Origin of the sequence: Propionivibrio sp., assembly GCF_017995515.1 — a bacterium.
In the GTDB taxonomy this organism is placed as follows: domain Bacteria; phylum Pseudomonadota; class Gammaproteobacteria; order Burkholderiales; family Rhodocyclaceae; genus Propionivibrio.
This window is the reverse complement of record NZ_JAGOIT010000017.1, coordinates 1-17150: the sequence shown is the minus strand read 5'-3', so window position 1 is coordinate 17150 and position 17150 is coordinate 1. Positions and strand designations below refer to the sequence as shown.

The 17150-nt window shown below is 59.0% G+C and carries 16 protein-coding genes and 3 tRNA genes; 17 read left to right on the top strand and 2 right to left on the bottom strand.

Features of this window, described 5'->3' with window-relative positions:
- Positions 1-20 precede the first annotated feature (20 nt).
- The 3 genes from truB to pnp all read left to right on the top strand — a co-directional run bounded on the left by truB (position 21) and on the right by pnp (position 3622).
- On the top strand, positions 21-902 hold the full coding sequence (gene truB / locus KBA32_RS04540; RefSeq protein ID WP_294355931.1) for a tRNA pseudouridine(55) synthase TruB: 882 nt from the start codon (positions 21-23) through the stop codon (positions 900-902).
- 140 nt (positions 903-1042) lie between these two features.
- On the top strand, positions 1043-1312 hold the full coding sequence (gene rpsO / locus KBA32_RS04535) for a 30S ribosomal protein S15 (protein ID WP_294355929.1): 270 nt from the start codon (positions 1043-1045) through the stop codon (positions 1310-1312).
- A 180-nt stretch (positions 1313-1492) separates the two neighbouring features.
- A complete protein-coding gene (pnp, locus tag KBA32_RS04530) occupies positions 1493-3622 on the top strand; it encodes a polyribonucleotide nucleotidyltransferase (protein WP_294355927.1) in 2130 nt (709 codons plus the stop codon).
- Between the two features lie 98 nt (positions 3623-3720).
- Here pnp and dksA read toward each other — a convergent pair whose 3' ends face one another.
- Together dksA and KBA32_RS04520 are read right to left on the bottom strand one after the other, a co-directional pair.
- Positions 3721-4146 (bottom strand): RNA polymerase-binding protein DksA, encoded by a 426-nt coding sequence (gene dksA, locus KBA32_RS04525; protein WP_294355925.1) that lies wholly within the window; start codon positions 4144-4146, stop codon positions 3721-3723.
- A gap of 37 nt (positions 4147-4183) precedes the next feature.
- The gene (locus KBA32_RS04520) at positions 4184-4414 is read right to left on the bottom strand and encodes a hypothetical protein (protein WP_294355923.1); all 231 of its coding nucleotides are present in this window, start codon (positions 4412-4414) and stop codon (positions 4184-4186) included.
- Here KBA32_RS04520 and KBA32_RS04515 point away from each other — a divergent pair.
- The 14 genes from KBA32_RS04515 (at position 4387) to ybiB (ending at position 17042) form a co-directional block, all read left to right on the top strand.
- Positions 4387-4463 (top strand) — tRNA-Pro (locus tag KBA32_RS04515). The genes KBA32_RS04520 and KBA32_RS04515 overlap by 28 nt on opposite strands.
- Positions 4464-4525: 62 nt before the next feature.
- A tRNA-Arg gene (locus tag KBA32_RS04510) sits at positions 4526-4602 on the top strand.
- A gap of 8 nt (positions 4603-4610) precedes the next feature.
- Positions 4611-4686, top strand: a tRNA-His gene (locus tag KBA32_RS04505).
- A 240-nt stretch (positions 4687-4926) separates the two neighbouring features.
- The gene (locus KBA32_RS04500; RefSeq protein ID WP_294355920.1) at positions 4927-7002 is read left to right on the top strand and encodes a YgiQ family radical SAM protein; all 2076 of its coding nucleotides are present in this window, start codon (positions 4927-4929) and stop codon (positions 7000-7002) included.
- 113 nt (positions 7003-7115) lie between these two features.
- Positions 7116-8960, top strand: coding sequence for a translational GTPase TypA (gene typA, locus KBA32_RS04495; RefSeq protein ID WP_294355917.1), 1845 nt, complete (start codon positions 7116-7118; stop codon positions 8958-8960).
- A gap of 123 nt (positions 8961-9083) precedes the next feature.
- Positions 9084-10784: a DNA polymerase III subunit gamma/tau gene (dnaX, locus tag KBA32_RS04490; RefSeq protein WP_294355914.1), complete on the top strand. Its 1701-nt coding sequence runs from the start codon at positions 9084-9086 to the stop codon at positions 10782-10784.
- Positions 10785-10808: 24 nt separating this feature from the next.
- Positions 10809-11132, top strand: a complete 324-nt coding sequence (locus KBA32_RS04485; protein WP_294355911.1) for a YbaB/EbfC family nucleoid-associated protein — start codon at positions 10809-10811, stop codon at positions 11130-11132.
- Positions 11132-11734: a recombination mediator RecR gene (gene recR, locus KBA32_RS04480; protein ID WP_294355908.1), complete on the top strand. Its 603-nt coding sequence runs from the start codon at positions 11132-11134 to the stop codon at positions 11732-11734. The genes KBA32_RS04485 and recR overlap by 1 nt, the downstream gene beginning before the upstream one ends.
- 99 nt (positions 11735-11833) lie before the next feature.
- Positions 11834-12430 carry a ubiquinol-cytochrome c reductase iron-sulfur subunit gene (gene petA, locus KBA32_RS04475; RefSeq protein WP_294355905.1) on the top strand — a complete coding sequence of 199 codons (597 nt, stop codon included), beginning with the start codon at positions 11834-11836 and terminating at the stop codon, positions 12428-12430.
- Positions 12431-12433: 3 nt separating this feature from the next.
- Entirely contained in the window at positions 12434-13756 is a 1323-nt protein-coding gene (locus KBA32_RS04470) for a cytochrome bc complex cytochrome b subunit (RefSeq protein WP_294355902.1), read from the top strand.
- The gene (locus KBA32_RS04465; RefSeq protein WP_294355901.1) at positions 13753-14487 is read left to right on the top strand and encodes a cytochrome c1; all 735 of its coding nucleotides are present in this window, start codon (positions 13753-13755) and stop codon (positions 14485-14487) included. The genes KBA32_RS04470 and KBA32_RS04465 overlap by 4 nt, the downstream gene beginning before the upstream one ends.
- A 106-nt stretch (positions 14488-14593) precedes the next feature.
- On the top strand, positions 14594-15190 hold the full coding sequence (locus KBA32_RS04460) for a glutathione S-transferase N-terminal domain-containing protein (RefSeq protein ID WP_294355898.1): 597 nt from the start codon (positions 14594-14596) through the stop codon (positions 15188-15190).
- A gap of 91 nt (positions 15191-15281) precedes the next feature.
- Complete coding sequence (locus tag KBA32_RS04455) at positions 15282-15701, top strand: ClpXP protease specificity-enhancing factor (RefSeq protein WP_294355895.1); 420 nt, start codon at positions 15282-15284, stop codon at positions 15699-15701.
- Positions 15702-16049: 348 nt separating this feature from the next.
- Positions 16050-17042 carry a DNA-binding protein YbiB gene (ybiB, locus tag KBA32_RS04450; protein WP_294355892.1) on the top strand — a complete coding sequence of 331 codons (993 nt, stop codon included), beginning with the start codon at positions 16050-16052 and terminating at the stop codon, positions 17040-17042.
- The last annotated feature ends 108 nt before the right edge of the window (positions 17043-17150 follow it).

Genomic DNA, 17150 nt, shown 5'->3' with positions numbered 1-17150 from the left:
CGAGCAACGGAACAAAGCGCGTGTGGCGCCGCGTTGACGGCGTGCTGTTGCTCGACAAGCCAACCGGAATGACCTCCAACGCCGCGCTGCAAGGTGCGCGGCGTCTGTTTTCCGCAGCCAAGGCCGGTCATACGGGAACGCTGGACCCGCTTGCGACCGGGTTGTTGCCGCTGTGTTTCGGCGAGGCGACGAAGTTCTCGGCCGATCTCCTCGATGCCGACAAGACGTATGAAGCCGATGTCCTGTTCGGTATCACCACCGATACGGGTGATGCTGAAGGCGTCGTCATTCGAAGCTGCCAACCGACGTTCGATCGGACGGCGCTTGAGTCGGCGCTGGTTTCCTTTCGCGGTCCGATTACCCAGGTTCCACCGATGTACTCGGCACTCAAACGCGACGGAAAACCGTTGTACCAACTGGCCAGGCAAGGAATTGAGGTCGAACGTACGCCACGCAAGGTGGTGATTCACGATCTGGAGCTTCTCGGCTACGCAGGCGAGCGTTGTCGTTTTCGCGTCGCGTGCAGCAAAGGGACTTATATCCGGACGCTCATGGAGGATATTGGCAATGCTCTTGGTTGTGGCGCGCATCTCACCGCATTGCGGCGCGTGACCGTCGGCGATTTGAGCGTTTCCGGAACTGTGACCCTGGATCAGCTGGCCGCGTTGTCCGAGGCAGATCGCCTCGCCTACCTGTCGCCGCCTGACGCATTGCTGCAGAGCTTGCCGTCGGTGCGCCTCGATGATCCGGCTGCTGAGCGATTCTGCCACGGCAACCCGGTCATCGTTTCCCCTGAAGGTTCCTTCGGAAAATGCCGCGTCTATGGTCAAGGGCGTTTGCTGGGCGTCGGCGAAATCGACCTGTCCGGTTGCGTCAAACCACGGCGGCTGGTTTGCGCGTGACCTGTTTTGTGTTGTTGCGGCTGAGCCGGTGATGCGGCTATAATCCGCGCCTCGCTTCGCCGCGAAGATTTGTTTTTTAACTTGGCGTTGGCTCTATCAAACTGGGGCGGCGTCGTTTTCTCAGAGAAAGAGAGTTTGACATGGCGATTACCGTTGCGCAAAAAGCGCAGATCATGACCGATTATCAACGCGCAGTCGGCGACACCGGCTCCTCGGAAGTCCAGATCGCGCTGCTCACGGCCCGTATCAATGACCTGACCGGTCACTTCAAGGAGCACGTCAAGGATCATCATTCGCGTCGCGGCTTGTTGCGCATGGTTAGCCGTCGTCGCAAATTGCTCGACTACCTCAAGGCGACGAACGTCGATTCGTATCGTGCGCTGATCCAGCGTCTCGGCCTTCGCAAGTAATCCTGCGCGCCGAACCGCAGTGCGGTTGGTAACGCAGCGTACCTGAACAAATGACAGCGGCCAGTCCCGATCGGACTGAGCCGCTGTTGTCGTATTTGCAGTGTTTCGCCATTTCGGCGGGTTGTTGGATTGCGGGCCGGTGTTGTGGGCTCGTGCGTTGAACTATTGAGAGAGGTAAAAATGTCTACTATTGCCAAGAAAACGTTCACCTATGGTGCTCATCAGGTCACGCTGGAAACGGGCGAAATTGCTCGTCAGTCCAGTGCGGCCATCATGGTGTCGATGGACGACACCGTTGTACTGGTCACCGTGGTCGGCAACAAGTCGGTCAAGCCGGGGCAGGATTTCTTCCCGCTGACGGTTGACTACATCGAAAAGACTTACGCCGCTGGCAAGATCCCCGGGGGCTTCTTCAAGCGCGAAGGGCGTCCGTCGGAGAAGGAGACGCTGACCTCCCGTCTGATCGATCGTCCCCTGCGCCCGCTCTTTCCGGAAGGCTTCTACAACGAAGTGCAAGTCGTCGCGATGGTCATGTCGCTCAATCCGGAAATCGACCCGGATATTCCGGCGATGATCGGCGCTTCGGCGGCGATGGCGGTTTCCGGCATTCCGTTCGATGGCCCGCTCGGCGCCGCGCGCGTCGGCTACGTCAACGGCCAGTACGTGCTCAATCCGACGCTTAGCCAACTCAAGACCAGCCAGCTTGATCTCGTGGTCGCGGGTACGCAATCGGCGGTGCTGATGGTCGAATCGGAGGCCGACATCCTGCCGGAAGAAGTGATGCTTGGTGCGGTTGTTTATGGTCACGACCAGATGCAAGCCGTGATTACCGCGATCAACGAACTCGTTGACGAAGCCGGCAAGCCCGAATGGGACTGGGCGCCTGCGCCAAAGAATGAGGCGCTGGTCGCCAAGCTCAACGCCCTGGTTGAAGCCGATCTGCAAGCGGCCTTCAGCATCACCAGCAAGCAACTCCGTACTCAGCGCATCAGAGAGATTTCCGACAAGGCGATCGAGGTTCTGACGGCCGGCGAAGGCGCGCCGGACGCCGCGACGATCAGCGACCTGTTCTTCGACATCGAGTCGCGCATTGTGCGCGGCCGTATCCTCGCAGGCGAGCCGCGGATCGACGGACGCGATACGCGCACCGTTCGCCCGATCGCCATCCGTTCGAGCGTGTTGCCGCGCACGCACGGCTCTGCGCTGTTTACCCGCGGTGAAACGCAGGCTCTGGTCGTGGCGACGCTGGGTACCGGGCGCGATGAGCAGATCATCGACTCGTTGGCGGGTGAATACCGCGAACGCTTCATGCTGCACTACAACTTCCCTCCCTACGCGACGGGCGAATGCGGTCGTGTCGGTACGCCGAAGCGCCGCGAAATCGGTCACGGCCGTCTGGCCAAGCGCGCGATGATCGCCGTGCTGCCGAAGCCTGAGGATTTCTCGTACACGATGCGTGTCGTTTCCGAGATTACCGAATCCAACGGATCGAGCTCGATGGCGTCTGTTTGCGGCTCGTCGCTGGCGCTGATGGATGCCGGCGTGCCGCTCAAGTCGCACGTGGCCGGTATCGCGATGGGTCTGATCAAGGACGGTAACCGTTTCGCCGTTCTGACCGACATCCTCGGCGATGAAGATCATCTGGGCGACATGGACTTCAAGGTTGCGGGTACGGACACCGGCGTTACCGCGCTGCAGATGGACATCAAGATTCAGGGTATTACCAAGGAAATCATGCAGGTCGCCTTGGCGCAAGCCAAGGAGGCGCGTCTGCATATCCTCGGGCAGATGCAGAGCTCGTCTTCCGGCCCGCGCGAAGAAGTTTCGACCTATGCGCCGCGTCTCTACACGATGAAGATCAATCCGGAGAAGATTCGTGATGTCATCGGCAAGGGCGGTGCGGTCATCCGCGCCATCACCGAGGAAACTGGCACGACGATCGACATCAAGGAAGACGGCACGATCACCATCGCATCGGTCAATGGCGACGCAGCGAACGCTGCCAAATCGCGCATCGAAGCAATCACCGCCGACGTCGAAGTGGGCAAGGCCTACGACGGAACGGTTCTCAAGCTGCTCGACTTCGGTGCGATCGTCAGCATCCTGCCGGGGCGCGATGGTCTCCTGCATATCTCGCAAATCGCCAATGAGCGCGTCAATGCGGTTGCCGACTACCTCAAGGAAGGCCAGAAAGTACGCGTCAAGGTGCTTGAAGCCGACGAGAAAGGGCGTGTCCGTTTGTCGATGAAAGCGCTGACGGCCGAAGAGGGCGGCGTCGCTCCCGCTGCTCCTGCTGAGTCGCAATCGTAAGGTCGCGACGCTTCCGGAAACAAAAAAGGACGCTTCGGCGTCCTTTTTTATTCGACGCAGGCCGCTGTGTTACATAGACTTGGCCTGCTAAGGGCGGATTACTTGGCGACTTGCCGTTCGCGAACCTCTTCAAGCGTTTTGCAGTCGATGCAAAGCGTTGCCGTCGGGCGCGCTTCCAGGCGTTTGATGCCGATCTCGACACCGCAGCCGCTGCAGTATCCATAGTCGCCGCTATCGATCAAAGCGATTGTGTCTTCAATCTTCTTGATCAGCTTGCGCTCGCGATCCCGGTTGCGCAGTTCGATGGCGATATCGGTTTCCTGACTTGCGCGGTCGTTGGGGTCGGCAAATACCGTGGCCTCATCCTGCATCGTATGAACCGTCCGCTCGATGTCGCTCATCAATTCCGACTTCAGCGTTTCGAGGATGGTGCGGAAATGAGCCAGTTGCTTCGCGCTCATGTACTCCTCGCCCTTCTTGGGGACGTAAGGAGCGAACTGTTTGTGGATCAATTCTTCAGGCATGTTCGTGAACCATCCATTCGTTTTTGCAAAGAGGCGATTAAATATCAGAAATCGGGGCGTACTGCAAGTTGTCCGGGTGGGTGCCGTGCGTCGCGGCGATGCTGGAAAACAGCCGCGGGCCGCGCGGGGGCGGTGGTGGAATGGGTTGCATTCGTTCATACACGGCGAACCAAGAATCGAACAATTTCTGCTGTTTTCGATTGACCGCAACATTCGTCATCTGTAGAATGCGCGCTTCCTCGGGGCGTAGCGCAGCCTGGTAGCGCATCTGCTTTGGGAGCAGAGGGTCGTGAGTTCGAATCCCACCGCCCCGACCAGTAACATAGATGTAAAGATTGCGGCACCGGCGGGGAGCAATTGCCCAAAAGTTACGCGACTCGCGCCCGTAGCTCAACCGGATAGAGCACCGGCCTTCTAAGCCGGGGGTTGTGAGTTCGAGTCTCGCCGGGCGCGCCAGAACAATGGCGGTGTTAGCTCAGTTGGTAGAGCATCGGATTGTGATTCCGAGTGTCACCGGTTCGATCCCGGTACATCGCCCCAGACAAGACCCCCGCAAGTCAAAAGCTTGCGGGGGTTTTCGTTTTTTTTGCTTCGGATCCTTCGGTGGCGACTGAGCCATTGTTTAGTCACCGTGCCTCACGGCGGTTGGCGTAGTGCCGGGATTGGGGTGTTAGCTTCATGAAAATTGTCAGTCAGGACGTGGCGGTGGAGTCATCAAAGCCCATTTTTTCATACCGCAAGTACTGGGCCAGGCGGTTTGGCGTTGCGCCATTTCTGCCGATGTCTCGTACCGAGATGGACGAACTTGGCTGGGATTCATGCGACATCATTCTGGTGACCGGCGATGCCTACATCGACCATCCGAGTTTCGGCATGGCACTTGTCGGGCGCTTGCTGGAGGCGCAGGGCTTCCGTGTCGGGATCATTGCGCAGCCGGATTGGCATTCGGCCAAGGCGTTCCGGGCGCTTGGCAAGCCGAATCTGTTTTTCGGTGCGACGGCCGGCAACATGGATTCGATGGTCAATCGCTATACGTCCGACCGCAAGATTCGTTCGGACGACGCTTATACGCCAAACGCCGAGCCGAACAAGCGACCGGACCGGGCGGTGGTGGTTTACGCACAACGCTGTCGTGAGGCCTATCCGGACGCCAATGTCGTCATCGGCTCGATCGAAGCCAGTCTGCGCCGGATTGCGCACTACGATTATTGGTCGGACAAGGTTCGGCGTTCGGTGCTGCCCGATTCGAAGGCAGACCTGCTGATCTATGGCAGCGCCGAGCGCGCGCTCGTGGCGCTGGCGCATCGTCTGGCGGCGGGCGAGAAGATCGGCGAGATACGCGATCTGCGCGGCACGGCGTTCATGGTGCCGCGCAATTGGTTGCCTGGCGGTGATTGGTCAGAGATTGACTCGACGGATGTCGATGCGCCGGGGCCGCTCATTCGCCACGTCGATCCATATGTGATGGCATCGAGTGATGAGCCGTCGGCGTCGTGTTCGAATGTCGACGTTGAGGGAGGGGCGTCTGTAGCGCCAAAACCAGTCACGTTTCATTCGCGCATGCCGAAACTGGATCGTCAGCGAACCGTGATTCGACTGCCGTCCTACGAGCAGGTGAAGGACGATCCGGTGCTCTACGCGCACGCTTCGCGAACCTTTCATCTTGAGTCGAATCCAGGCAATGCGCGGGCGCTGGTCCAGGCGCATGGCGACCGCGACGTCTGGCTCAACCCGCCACCGATTCCGTTGACGACGCCCGAAATGGATGGTGTTTTCGCCGCGCCGTTCCAGCGCAAGCCGCATCCGTCGTATGGCAATGCGAAGATTCCGGCGTTCGAGATGATCCGTTTCTCGATCAACATCATGCGCGGATGCTTTGGCGGCTGTACGTTCTGCTCGATTACGGAGCACGAGGGGCGGATCATCCAGAGCCGTTCGGAGGAATCGATCATTCACGAAATCGAGGAGATCCGCGACAAGACGCCGGGGTTTACCGGGACGATTTCGGATCTCGGCGGACCGACGGCCAATATGTACCGCTTGGCATGCAAGGATCCGAAAATCGAATCCTCGTGCCGCCGGCTTTCCTGCGTTTTCCCGGGCATCTGTGAAAACCTGAACACGGACCATGCGCCGCTCGTTCAGCTTTATCGCAAGGCGCGCGCCGTCACAGGCGTGAAGCGGGTCTTGATCGGCTCGGGTTTGCGCTACGACCTTGCCGTGCGTTCGCCGGAATACGTGAAGGAGTTGGTGCAGCATCATGTCGGCGGCTACCTGAAGATCGCGCCGGAGCATACCGAGGCCGGGCCGCTGGCGCACATGATGAAGCCGTCGATTTCGAGTTACGACGCCTTCAAGACAATGTTCGAGAAGTTCTCGAAGGAAGCGGGCAAGGAGCAGTACCTGATTCCCTACTTCATCGCCGCACATCCGGGAACGACCGATCTGGACATGCTGAACCTGGCGCTCTGGCTCAAGCGCAACAACTTCCGTCTGGATCAGGTGCAGACTTTTTTGCCGACGCCGATGGCGATTGCCACGGCGATGTACCACACGGAACGCAACCCGCTGAAAAAGGTGACGCGCAAATCGGAAGCGGTGGAGACGGTGCGCGCCGGGCGCATGCGCAAGCTGCACAAGGCGTTCCTGCGTTATCACGATCCAGAGAACTGGCCACTATTGCGCGACGCGTTGCGGCAAATGGGTCGTGCCGACTTGATCGGTAATGGAAAGAGGCAATTGATCCCTGCTTTCCAGCCGCCCGGAACCGGTCTGCGCCATCAGGAGCAACGGCATCCGAAAGCGTTGCCGAACCTTGCGCGCCGCTTTGCGGAGAAAGCCGCAAGGAAGCGCTGACCGTCCGCACTCATCAGAACGCGCAATCGTCGCGATGCAATCGGCCTTGGCGCGCAACATCCGATATCGTGAGCGTGCTAGAATCCTCCCCCTTTTTCAAAGAGTTACCTCTCATGTCCCGTTCCGTTCGCAACATCGCAATCATCGCCCACGTCGACCACGGCAAGACCACGCTGGTCGACAAGCTGCTGCAGCAGGCCGGTACCTTCGCGGCGCACCAGCACGTTGCCGAACGGGTCATGGACTCGAACGATCTGGAAAAGGAACGTGGCATCACGATCCTGGCCAAGAATCTGGCGGTTGATTACGAGGGTGTACATATCAATATCGTCGATACCCCGGGGCACGCGGACTTCGGCGGCGAGGTCGAGCGCGTGTTGGGCATGGTTGACGGCGTGCTGCTGCTGGTCGATGCGGTCGAGGGGCCGATGCCGCAGACGCGTTTCGTGACGAAGAAGGCGCTCGCTCTGGGGCTGAAGCCGATCGTCGTGGTCAACAAGATCGACCGCGACGGATCGCGTCCGGACTGGGTGGTCGATCACACGTTTGATCTGTTCGACAAACTCGGTGCGACGGACGAACAGCTCGACTTCCCCGTGATCTACGCCTCGGCGATCAACGGCTATGCGACGACCGATCTGAAGAATCCCGGCGCCGACATGCGCCCGATGTTCGACGCTATCCTCAACTACGTGCCGGCGCCCGAAGCCGGCGACATCGAAGGGCCGTTGCAGTTGCAGATTGCCGCGCTCGACTATTCGTCGTACGTCGGCCGCATCGGCATCGGCCGCGTCCAGCGCGGCAAGCTGAAGCCGGCGCAGCAGATTACGGTGATGTACGGCCAGCCCGATGCTGACGGCAACTTCGAGCACGGCGCGCCGAAGAACGCCAAGGTCAACCAGGTGTTCGGTTTCAAGGGGATCGAGCGCACGGCCCTTGACGAGGCAGTAGCCGGCGACATCGTGCTGGTGACCGGTATCGACGAACTCTCGATCGGCTGCACGATCACCGATCCCGCGAAGCCGGAAGCTCTGCCGATGCTCAAGATCGACGAGCCGACGCTGAACATGACCTTCATGGTTAACAGCTCGCCGTACGCCGGTACTGAAGGCAAGTTCGTCACCAGCCGCCAGATCCGCGAGCGGTTGCACAAGGAGCTGCTGACCAACATGGCGCTGCGCGTCGAGGATACGGCCGATACCGACCAGTTCCTCGTCTCGGGGCGCGGCGAACTGCACCTGACCATCCTCCTGGAAACCATGCGTCGCGAGGGTTACGAACTGGCTGTGGGTCGTCCGAAGGTGATCTTCAAGACGATCAATGGCGAGCAGTGTGAACCGTACGAAATGCTGACGCTCGATGTCGAAGAGCAGCACCAGGGCGGTGTCATGGAGGCCCTCGGTTACCGCAAGGGTGACCTCGTCGATATGGTGTCCGACGGGCGTGGCCGCGTTCGTCTTGAATACCGTGTACCGGCGCGCGGGCTGATCGGCTTCCAGGGCGAATTCATGAACCTTACGCGTGGTACCGGCCTGATGAGCCACGTCTTCGACGAGTATGCCCCGGTCAAGGGTGATATCCCGGGGCGGCGCAACGGCGTGCTGATCTCGGCCGAGCACGGCGAGGCGGTCGCTTACGCGCTGTGGAAGCTGCAGGATCGCGGCCGCATGTTCTCGGTGCCTGGCGATCGTCTGTACGAAGGCATGGTGATCGGCATCCACTCGCGCGAGAACGATCTTGTCGTCAATCCGATCAAGGGCAAGCAGCTGACCAACGTCCGGGCTTCGGGTACGGATGAAGCGGTTCGCCTCGTTCCGCCGGTTGCACTGACGCTCGAATCGGCTGTCGAGTTCATCGACGACGACGAACTCGTCGAGATTACGCCCAAGACCCTCCGGATTCGCAAGCGCTTCCTGTCCGAGCACGAACGCCGCCGCGCGATGCGTTCCGAGGGCTGATTCGGCGACGCCATTTGCAGTGCTCCTACTGGCTTTTGTGGCGCCTGATTCACGGCGCCACGCCAAGTTGTGGTTGCGGACTTTGCACCATTTGATGACGGGAATCCGGGGTAAAATCCAGCCATGAGTTATCAAGTATTGGCGCGCAAATGGCGCCCAAAGACGTTCGAGAGTCTGGTCGGTCAGGAGCACGTCGTGCGTGCTCTGACGCATGCTCTGACGGATCAGCGCTTGCATCACGCCTATCTTTTTACCGGGACGCGTGGTGTCGGTAAGACGACGCTGGCTAGAATTCTGGCCAAGTCGTTCAATTGCGAGAATGGCATAACTGCAACCCCGTGCGGGGTTTGTTCCGCTTGCACCGAAATCGATTCCGGACGTTTCGTCGATCTGCTTGAAGTCGATGCGGCGACCAACACCAAGGTCGACGAAATGCGGCAGCTTCTCGAGAATGCCGTCTATGCGCCGACCCGCGGTCGCTTCAAGGTCTACGTGATCGACGAAGTGCACATGCTCTCGAATTCGGCTTTCAATGCAATGCTGAAAACGCTGGAGGAGCCGCCCGAGCACGTCAAGTTCATCCTGGCGACGACCGATCCGCAGAAAATCCCGGTGACCGTGCTTTCGCGTTGTTTGCAGTTCAACCTCAAGCAGATGACGCCGCCGCTGATCGCGGGGCACCTGAAGCATATTCTTGGCGTCGAGGGAATCGAGGCGGAAGCGGGTGCGCTCAATCTGCTCTCGCGCTCGGCTTCGGGCAGCATGCGCGACGCGCTCTCGCTGCTCGATCAGGCGATCGCGCATGGCGCCGGCAGGGTCGAGGAAGCGCAGGTGCGCGACATGCTCGGCAGCGTCGATCTCGACTATCTGTTCTCGATCCTTGACGAGCTGGTTGCCGGCAATGTGTCGGGAATGCTTCAGGTGGCCGACGGCATGGCGACCCGTAGCCTTTCGTTTGACGCCGCACTTCAGGAAATGGCTGGCCTGCTGACGCGACTGCAGGTCGCGCAGTTGGCACCGCAATCCGTTGCTGCGGATCTTCCCGAGCGCGAGCGGCTTCTCGAGTTGGCTGCTCAACTAGATCCGGAATTTGTTCAGCTGGCTTACCAGATTGCAGTGCATGGTCGCAAGGAGCTGCCGCTGGCGCCCGGCGAGCAGGCGGGTTTCGTGATGACACTGTTGCGCTTGTACACCTTCCGGCCAGCGGTCGACAGCGGTTCGGCCGGGCATCGGCAAGCGCCGGAGGCGGTGGCTGTCAAGGCGATACGGGCCGAACGGCCTGCGATGCTGGAAACAAGCGAAGATCGGTCGAGTGTCGTCACGCCGGCAGCGATGCCAGAGTCTGTCGAACGGCGCGTGGAAACGGTCGTTGCTTCATCTGGCGACGAGAATCATTCGTCATCAGAAGCGGCGATGGTCGAACCGCCTACCGTGGACACCGAGTCGCGAAGCGAGGAATGGCACACGATTCTTGCCGCTCTCAAGTTGGGCGGTATGGCGCGCGAACTGGGTCAGCACTGCGAAATGCGGGCGCTCGATGGCGTGCGGATCGAGCTCTGTCTCGCGCCCGCGCATCGTCACCTGCAAATGAAACCGGCGCAGGACAAGTTGCAGCAGTCGCTCTCCGAGTACTTCGGCCGCAGCATGCAAATGGCCATCCGTCTTGAAGAAGTTGCCGGCGAGACGCCGGCTGCGACGGCCCGGCGCCGACGCGATGAGCTTCAGGAGCGGGCGGTGGCCTCGGTCGAGCAGGACGGTTTCGTGCGCGAAGTCATCGACATCTTCGATGCAACGGTTATCGAATCATCCATCAAACCCGTTTAACAACATAACGTAGAGGCAAACACCATGATGAAGGGCGGAATCGCCGGCCTGATGAAGCAGGCGCAGCAAATGCAGGAGAACATGAAGAAGGCCCAGGAACAGCTGGCTCTGGTGGAGGTCGAGGGGCAATCGGGAGCGGGGATGGTCAAGGTCACCATGACCTGCGCACACGACGTCCGCCGTGTCACGATCGACGCTTCGGTGATGGATGACAAGGAAATGCTTGAGGATCTGGTCGCGGCGGCGGTAAATGACGCCATGCGTCGTGCCGAGCAGGTCTCGCAGGAAAGAATGGCCGGCTTTACGGCTGGTCTCAACCTGCCGGCGGGAATGAAGCTGCCGTTCTGATGACGACGCCATCCAGCCTCGAGTCATTGATCGAGGCGTTGCGTTGCCTGCCTGGCATCGGGCCAAAGTCTGCGCAGCGCATGGCCTACTACCTCATGCAGCGTGATCGGCCGGGCGCCCAGCGTCTGGCAGATGCACTGCAGCTAGCACTTGGTGCATTGCGCCATTGCGAACGATGCAACACGTTTACTGAAGCCGAGATCTGCGATCGTTGTTCGTCAGCCAAGCGCGATGCCAGCCTGCTGTGCGTGGTTGAAACGCCGGTCGACATGAACATGATGGAACAGACGCATGCGTATTCCGGTCTGTATTACGTGCTCATGGGACGGGTGTCGCCGCTTGATGGAATCGGGCCGCGCGAGCTGCGCCTCGAGCGACTGTTGAATCGGGCCTGCGACGGCGTTGTTCAAGAGGTCATTCTGGCGACGAACTTTACCAACGAAGGGGAAGTTACGGCGCATTACCTGACTGAAATGCTCAACAGTCGCGGCGTGCGCGTTTCGCGAATCGCGCGCGGCGTTCCTGTCGGTGGCGAACTCGAATACGTCGATCCAGGGACGCTGGCGCAGGCCATGCGCGAGCGAAGATCGCTTGTGGATTAGGGCCTTAGCGCCCCGCTCCTCTTCATTCGAGGTGGGTTTTAGCGTATAGTCCGACACTTATGTATCACTGTTGGTAATTTCGTTCAGAGGATCCGCACGATGAGCACAACAAGCAAAGTGGACTGCGGCAGAAGGCGGTTGATAATCGCGACTGCTGCGGTCGGCGGCGCAGGGGCAGTCACCGCGTTGGTGCCCTTTCTTTCCAGCATGCTTCCATCCGAACGAGCCAAAGCTGCCGGCGCCCCCGTCGAAGTCGATGTGAGCAATCTAGCGCCGGGGCAGATGATTACGGTCGAATGGCGCGGCAAGCCGGTCTGGGTTTTCAACCGAAGCCAGGAAATGCTGGATTCGCTGCCTGGACTCGATGAGGCCGTCGCCGATCCCGATTCGGCAAACAAGCAGCAGCCCGAATATTGCAAGAACAAGACCCGCTCGATCAAGCCCAATTTGCTGATCGCTGTCGGTATCTGCACGCACCTTGGGTGCTCTCCCACGTCCAAGTTCAAGAAGGGGGCCGAAGAGGGGATGGTCGCAGACTGGCCGGGCGGTTTTCTCTGTCCATGTCACGGTTCGACCTTCGACTTCGCGGGCCGTGTCTACAAGAACAAACCAGCGCCTACCAACCTGGAAGTGCCGCCGCACACGTATCTCAGCGATACCCGCATCTTGATCGGCGAAGACGGGAAAGGGGCATAAGACATGGCTTCGAACAAGGTTTACGAAAAGTACAAATCCGACGGGTCCGTACTCGGCAATCTGCTGGCGTGGTTCGATGTGCGTTTCCCGGTGACGTCGATGTGGCGCAGCCATTTGTCGGAGTACTACGCGCCGAAGAACTTCAATTTCTGGTACTTCTTCGGGTCATTGGCGATCGTTGTGCTCGCAATTCAGATCATTACCGGGATCTTTCTGGTCATGTTCTACAAGCCGGACGGATCGCTCAACGCCAACGGAATCCCCGTCGCATTCGCAAGCGTCGAGTACATCATGCGGGATGTGCAGTGGGGATGGTTGATTCGCTACATGCATTCGACAGGAGCTTCGGCATTCTTCTTTGTCGTGTACATGCACATGTTCCGCGGCATGCTTTACGGCTCCTACCGGAAGCCGCGCGAACTGATCTGGGTTTTCGGTGTGCTGATTTTCCTCGTGCTGATGGCCGAGGCGTTCATGGGTTACCTGCTTCCCTGGGGGCAAATGTCTTTCTGGGGCGCGCAGGTGATCGTGAACCTCTTTTCGGCGATCCCGTTGGTCGGCGAACCGTTGTCGATCTGGATTCGTGGCGACTACGTGATCGGCGACGCGACGCTCAACCGGTTCTTCTCGTTTCACGTTATCGCCGTGCCGCTGGCATTGCTCGGCCTTGTTGTCGCGCACATCCTGGCGTTGCACGAGGTTGGTTCGAATAACCCGGATGGCATCGAGATCAAGGACAAACTCGACGCCAACGGTATTCCGCTCGATGGCGTGCCGTTCCATCCGTACTACACGGTCAAGGATATTGTCGGCGTAGTCGTCTTCCTGATCGTGTTCGCGAGCATCGTTTTCTTCGCGCCCGAAGGGGGCGGTTATCTGCTCGAGTACAACAACTTCTATCAGGCCGATCCGTTGAAAACGCCGCCGCACATCGCGCCTGTCTGGTACTTCACGCCGTTCTATTCGATGCTGCGTGCGATGGTATGGCCGTTGTTGGGGCTGGATGCGAAGTTCTGGGGCGTGGTGGCGATGGGTGCCGGTGTCGTGATTCTTGCATTCCTGCCGTGGCTCGATCGCAGTCCGGTCAAGTCGATTCGCTATCGCGGCCCGATCTTCAAGACTCTGCTTGTCCTGTTCGTGTTTTCCTTCCTGATTCTCGGTCTCTTGGGAACGAAGCCGCCCGAATACGCGTTCTTCGGTGTCATTCCGGGCGCGCCAGTAGCGCAATTGATGACCCTGTATTATTTTTTGTTCTTCCTGACGATGCCGTGGTGGTCGAAAATCGACAAGTGCAAACCGGTTCCGGAAAGGGTGACGTTCAAATGAAGGCGGACATCATGAAGAAATTCCTGCTGGCGCTGGTGTTTGCTCCGACCATCGCTTTGGCTGCGGGCGCGGCTGTGCATCTGGACAAGGCGCCCGACGTCCAGGGCGACAAGGCGGCACTGCAAAACGGTGCGCGCGTGTTCGTGAATTACTGCATGAACTGTCACGGCCTGAGTTTTGTTCGCTATAACCGATTGACCGAGTTTGGCTTGTCGGAGCAGCAGGTCATCGAAAATCTGATGTTCACCGCGGACAAGATCGGCGATCCGATGCGTGTGGCAGCGCGCGCGGCTGAGCAGAAACAGTGGTTTGGCGCCGCGCCTCCGGATTTGACGCTGGTTGCCCGGGCGCGAGCTTCCGCGGATGGTAGCGGTGCGGATTGGTTGTATACCTACCTGCGTTCGTTCTATCGGGACGAAAAGCGGCCGAACGGCTGGAACAACACCCTGTTCCCGAACGTTGCGATGCCGCACGCTCTTTGGGAATTGCAGGGAGAGCTGGTACTTGATGCCGAGACGCATGCGTTGAAGCTCGCCACACCCGGACAGCTGTCGGTTGCCGAGTACGACAAGGAGATCGCAGATCTCGTCGGATTCCTTGTCTGGGCCGGAGAGCCGGGCGCTGGTTTCAGAAAGAATCTTGGCATCGGGGTTCTGGTCTTCCTGTTTGTTCTTCTGGGCGTGTCCTATGCGCTGAAGAAGAACTACTGGAAAGACGTCGAGAAGAATTGAGTTAACTTGTAACCGCCTGAGTAATCAGGCTTCGGCATCGCCGGTATCCGTGCGTTAAGTCGCTCATGCCGATCCGATGCCGGTTCGTTTTTTTGGGGTATTGATCATGATGAATCTCTATTCGGGCACCACTTGTCCATTCAGCCAACGTTGCCGCATCGTTCTCTACGAAAAGGGGATGGACTTCCAGGTGATCGATGTCGATCTCTTCGCCAAGCAGGAGGACATTGCCATGGTCAACCCCTATGGTCGTGTTCCGGTGCTGGTTGAGCGAGACCTGATCCTGTACGAACCGAACATCATCAACGAGTACATTGATGAGCGCTTCCCGCATCCGCAATTGATGCCGGCAGACCCGATCATGCGGGCGAGGGCGCGGCAATTGCTGATCACGATGGAGCGCGAGGTGTTCTCGTACATCGAAGCGCTGGAAAAGAACCAGAAGACCGCCGACAAGGCACGGCAGACGATTCGTGAGCGCCTGACTGAAATGGCGCCGGTGTTCGTCAAGCAGAAGCACATGCTCGGCGACGATTTTTCCATGCTCGACGTGGCGATTGCGCCATTGTTGTGGCGTCTGGATCATTACGAAATCGAACTACCAAAATCCGCAGCGCCTTTGATGAAGTACGCGGAGCGGATCTTCAGTCGCCAGGGGTTTATCGACGCACTGACACCGTCCGAAAAGGCCATGCGCCGCTGACGTGTCCTGCGAGTGATGTTTTTGATGACGCCCGGTTCTTGCCAGACCGGGTGTTTTTGTTTTCTCAGTCAGTTCCTTTCAAGGACTAAGCGTGAACCTGCCATCGACCAAGCCCTATCTGATTCGTGCCATTCATGAGTGGTGTTGCGACAACGGCTTTACACCGTACATCGTGGTCGTTGCCGATGGGCGAGCCCGTGTTCCTCGCGAATTTGTTCGCGATGGGCAGATTGTCCTGAACATCGGTTATGAGGCGACCGGGCATCTCAGCATCGGCAACGATGAGATTGCGTTCCAGGCGCGTTTTGGTGGCGTCGCCCGCGAAATCTATGTCCCAATCGGCAACGTTTCGGCGATCTATGCGAAGGAAAACGGCTCTGGGATGGCCTTCGAGCCTGAAACCGATGGGTCGGTAAACGAGCCGCAGGGTGATAACGAGTCGGTGCCGGGTCCTGATCCCGAATCACCTACGCCGCCACCGGCTCGCCCCAAGTTGCAGCGTGTCAAGTAACGCGGCACGAGTTTGAAGCAAGCGAGTCCCGTGTTGCACCAAGTTGGAGCAACGCGGCTGACTCGCGCCATACCGCCGGACGATTATAGTGCCTCGGGGATTGGCATGGACGTTGCTTCGTCCGTGACGCGTTCTCATCTTTCATTTTGGCGGGCTGCCTTCTGTGTGCGATTCGCGATCCGTTTGCTTGATGGCGCGCGCTGGCTGCGCTGAAGCACGGCACTTTAGTGCCGACACGCGGTTGGTGTGGCGGACTCACATGATCGATGGAACCATCTTGTTATGTCGCTTAGTCAAAGGCGAAATCGAGCATCATCGTCCTTGTCGTGAATGACTCGCGGAGAATGCATGAATTACGCACATTTCATCAAAGAGCTCGGGCGTGGGCGCGAAGGTGCAAGCGATCTGTCCGTCGAGGATGCGCTGCAGTTGTATGGGGCGATGCTCGATGGGGGCGTGCCCGAGCTTGAATTGGGTGCCATCGCGATTGCCTTGCGCGTGAAAGGCGAAACCTTCGATGAAATGATCGGTTTCATGTCAGCCGCGAACGAGCGGCTGCATTCACTGCAGAAGCCGCCCGGACGTTTCCGGCCAGTCGTTATTCCGAGCTACAACGGGGCGCGCAAGGGGGTAAACCTGACGCCACTCTTGGCGATGCTCTTGCGGCGCTACTCGATTCCCGTGCTGATTCACGGTTTGATCGAAGGGTACGGGCGCGTGACGACGGCCCAGATCTTCCGTGAGTTCGGTCTGCTTCCGTGCGCCAGCCAGTCACAAGCACAACAATCACTCGACGAGAGTGGGTTGGCGTTCGTTCCGCTCTCGGTGATTTCTCCCGGACTCAATACGCAACTCGCGCTGCGTAGTCGCCTCGGCTTGCGCAACAGCGCGCACAGCCTGGTAAAAATGCTCGATCCTTTCAAAGGTCAGGGACTGCTGTTGGCGGCGGCAACCCATCCGGACTATCTGGATTCTATGCGTGAAGTACTTGGTGCCTTGGGGGTGCATGCGCTCCTGCTGCGGGGGACCGAGGGCGAGCCGTTCGCCAACCCGCGGCGACGCCCGCGCATCGAGTATCTGCATGATGGTGTGACCGATACGCTCTTCGAAGCTGAGCACGACAGCCTCAAGGCTTTGCCGCATCTGCCCGAAACGTGCGATGCAAGAACCACGGCCGACTGGATACGACGGGTTCTTGCGGGTGAAGTGGCGCTCCCGGCACCGATTGCGAACCAGTTGGCGTGCTGTCTTTACGGCAGTGGTTATGCTGACGATTTCAATCAAGCCAAGGCGATTGTTGCCGTCGAGGGGTCGGGTCAGCACCCAATCCTCATGACTTAGCACTTTGTCATGGTGCGGATTTGTAGGCATGAGACTTGTGGGGTTTGGGTCGAATCGGTCGCGGTCGGTTTCGATTGGGGATGAATTTTTGAAGGTTTTTGACGATTT

Bases quoted from the DNA above. Each gene is read 5' to 3' on its own strand.
- dksA (WP_294355925.1), bottom strand. From the start codon at position 4,146: ATGCCTGAAGAATTGATCCACAAACAGTTCGCTCCTTACGTCCCCAAG.
- KBA32_RS04485 (WP_294355911.1), top strand. From the start codon at position 10,809: ATGATGAAGGGCGGAATCGCCGGCCTGATGAAGCAGGCGCAGCAAATG.
- recR (WP_294355908.1), top strand. From the start codon at position 11,132: ATGACGACGCCATCCAGCCTCGAGTCATTGATCGAGGCGTTGCGTTGC.
- petA (WP_294355905.1), top strand. From the start codon at position 11,834: ATGAGCACAACAAGCAAAGTGGACTGCGGCAGAAGGCGGTTGATAATC.
- rpsO (WP_294355929.1), top strand. From the start codon at position 1,043: ATGGCGATTACCGTTGCGCAAAAAGCGCAGATCATGACCGATTATCAA.
- KBA32_RS04465 (WP_294355901.1), top strand. From the start codon at position 13,753: ATGAAGGCGGACATCATGAAGAAATTCCTGCTGGCGCTGGTGTTTGCT.
- dnaX (WP_294355914.1), top strand. From the start codon at position 9,084: ATGAGTTATCAAGTATTGGCGCGCAAATGGCGCCCAAAGACGTTCGAG.
- KBA32_RS04520 (WP_294355923.1), bottom strand. From the start codon at position 4,414: ATGCGCTACCAGGCTGCGCTACGCCCCGAGGAAGCGCGCATTCTACAG.
- KBA32_RS04500 (WP_294355920.1), top strand. From the start codon at position 4,927: ATGTCTCGTACCGAGATGGACGAACTTGGCTGGGATTCATGCGACATC.
- ybiB (WP_294355892.1), top strand. From the start codon at position 16,050: ATGAATTACGCACATTTCATCAAAGAGCTCGGGCGTGGGCGCGAAGGT.
- KBA32_RS04460 (WP_294355898.1), top strand. From the start codon at position 14,594: ATGATGAATCTCTATTCGGGCACCACTTGTCCATTCAGCCAACGTTGC.
- pnp (WP_294355927.1), top strand. From the start codon at position 1,493: ATGTCTACTATTGCCAAGAAAACGTTCACCTATGGTGCTCATCAGGTC.
- typA (WP_294355917.1), top strand. From the start codon at position 7,116: ATGTCCCGTTCCGTTCGCAACATCGCAATCATCGCCCACGTCGACCAC.
- KBA32_RS04470 (WP_294355902.1), top strand. From the start codon at position 12,434: ATGGCTTCGAACAAGGTTTACGAAAAGTACAAATCCGACGGGTCCGTA.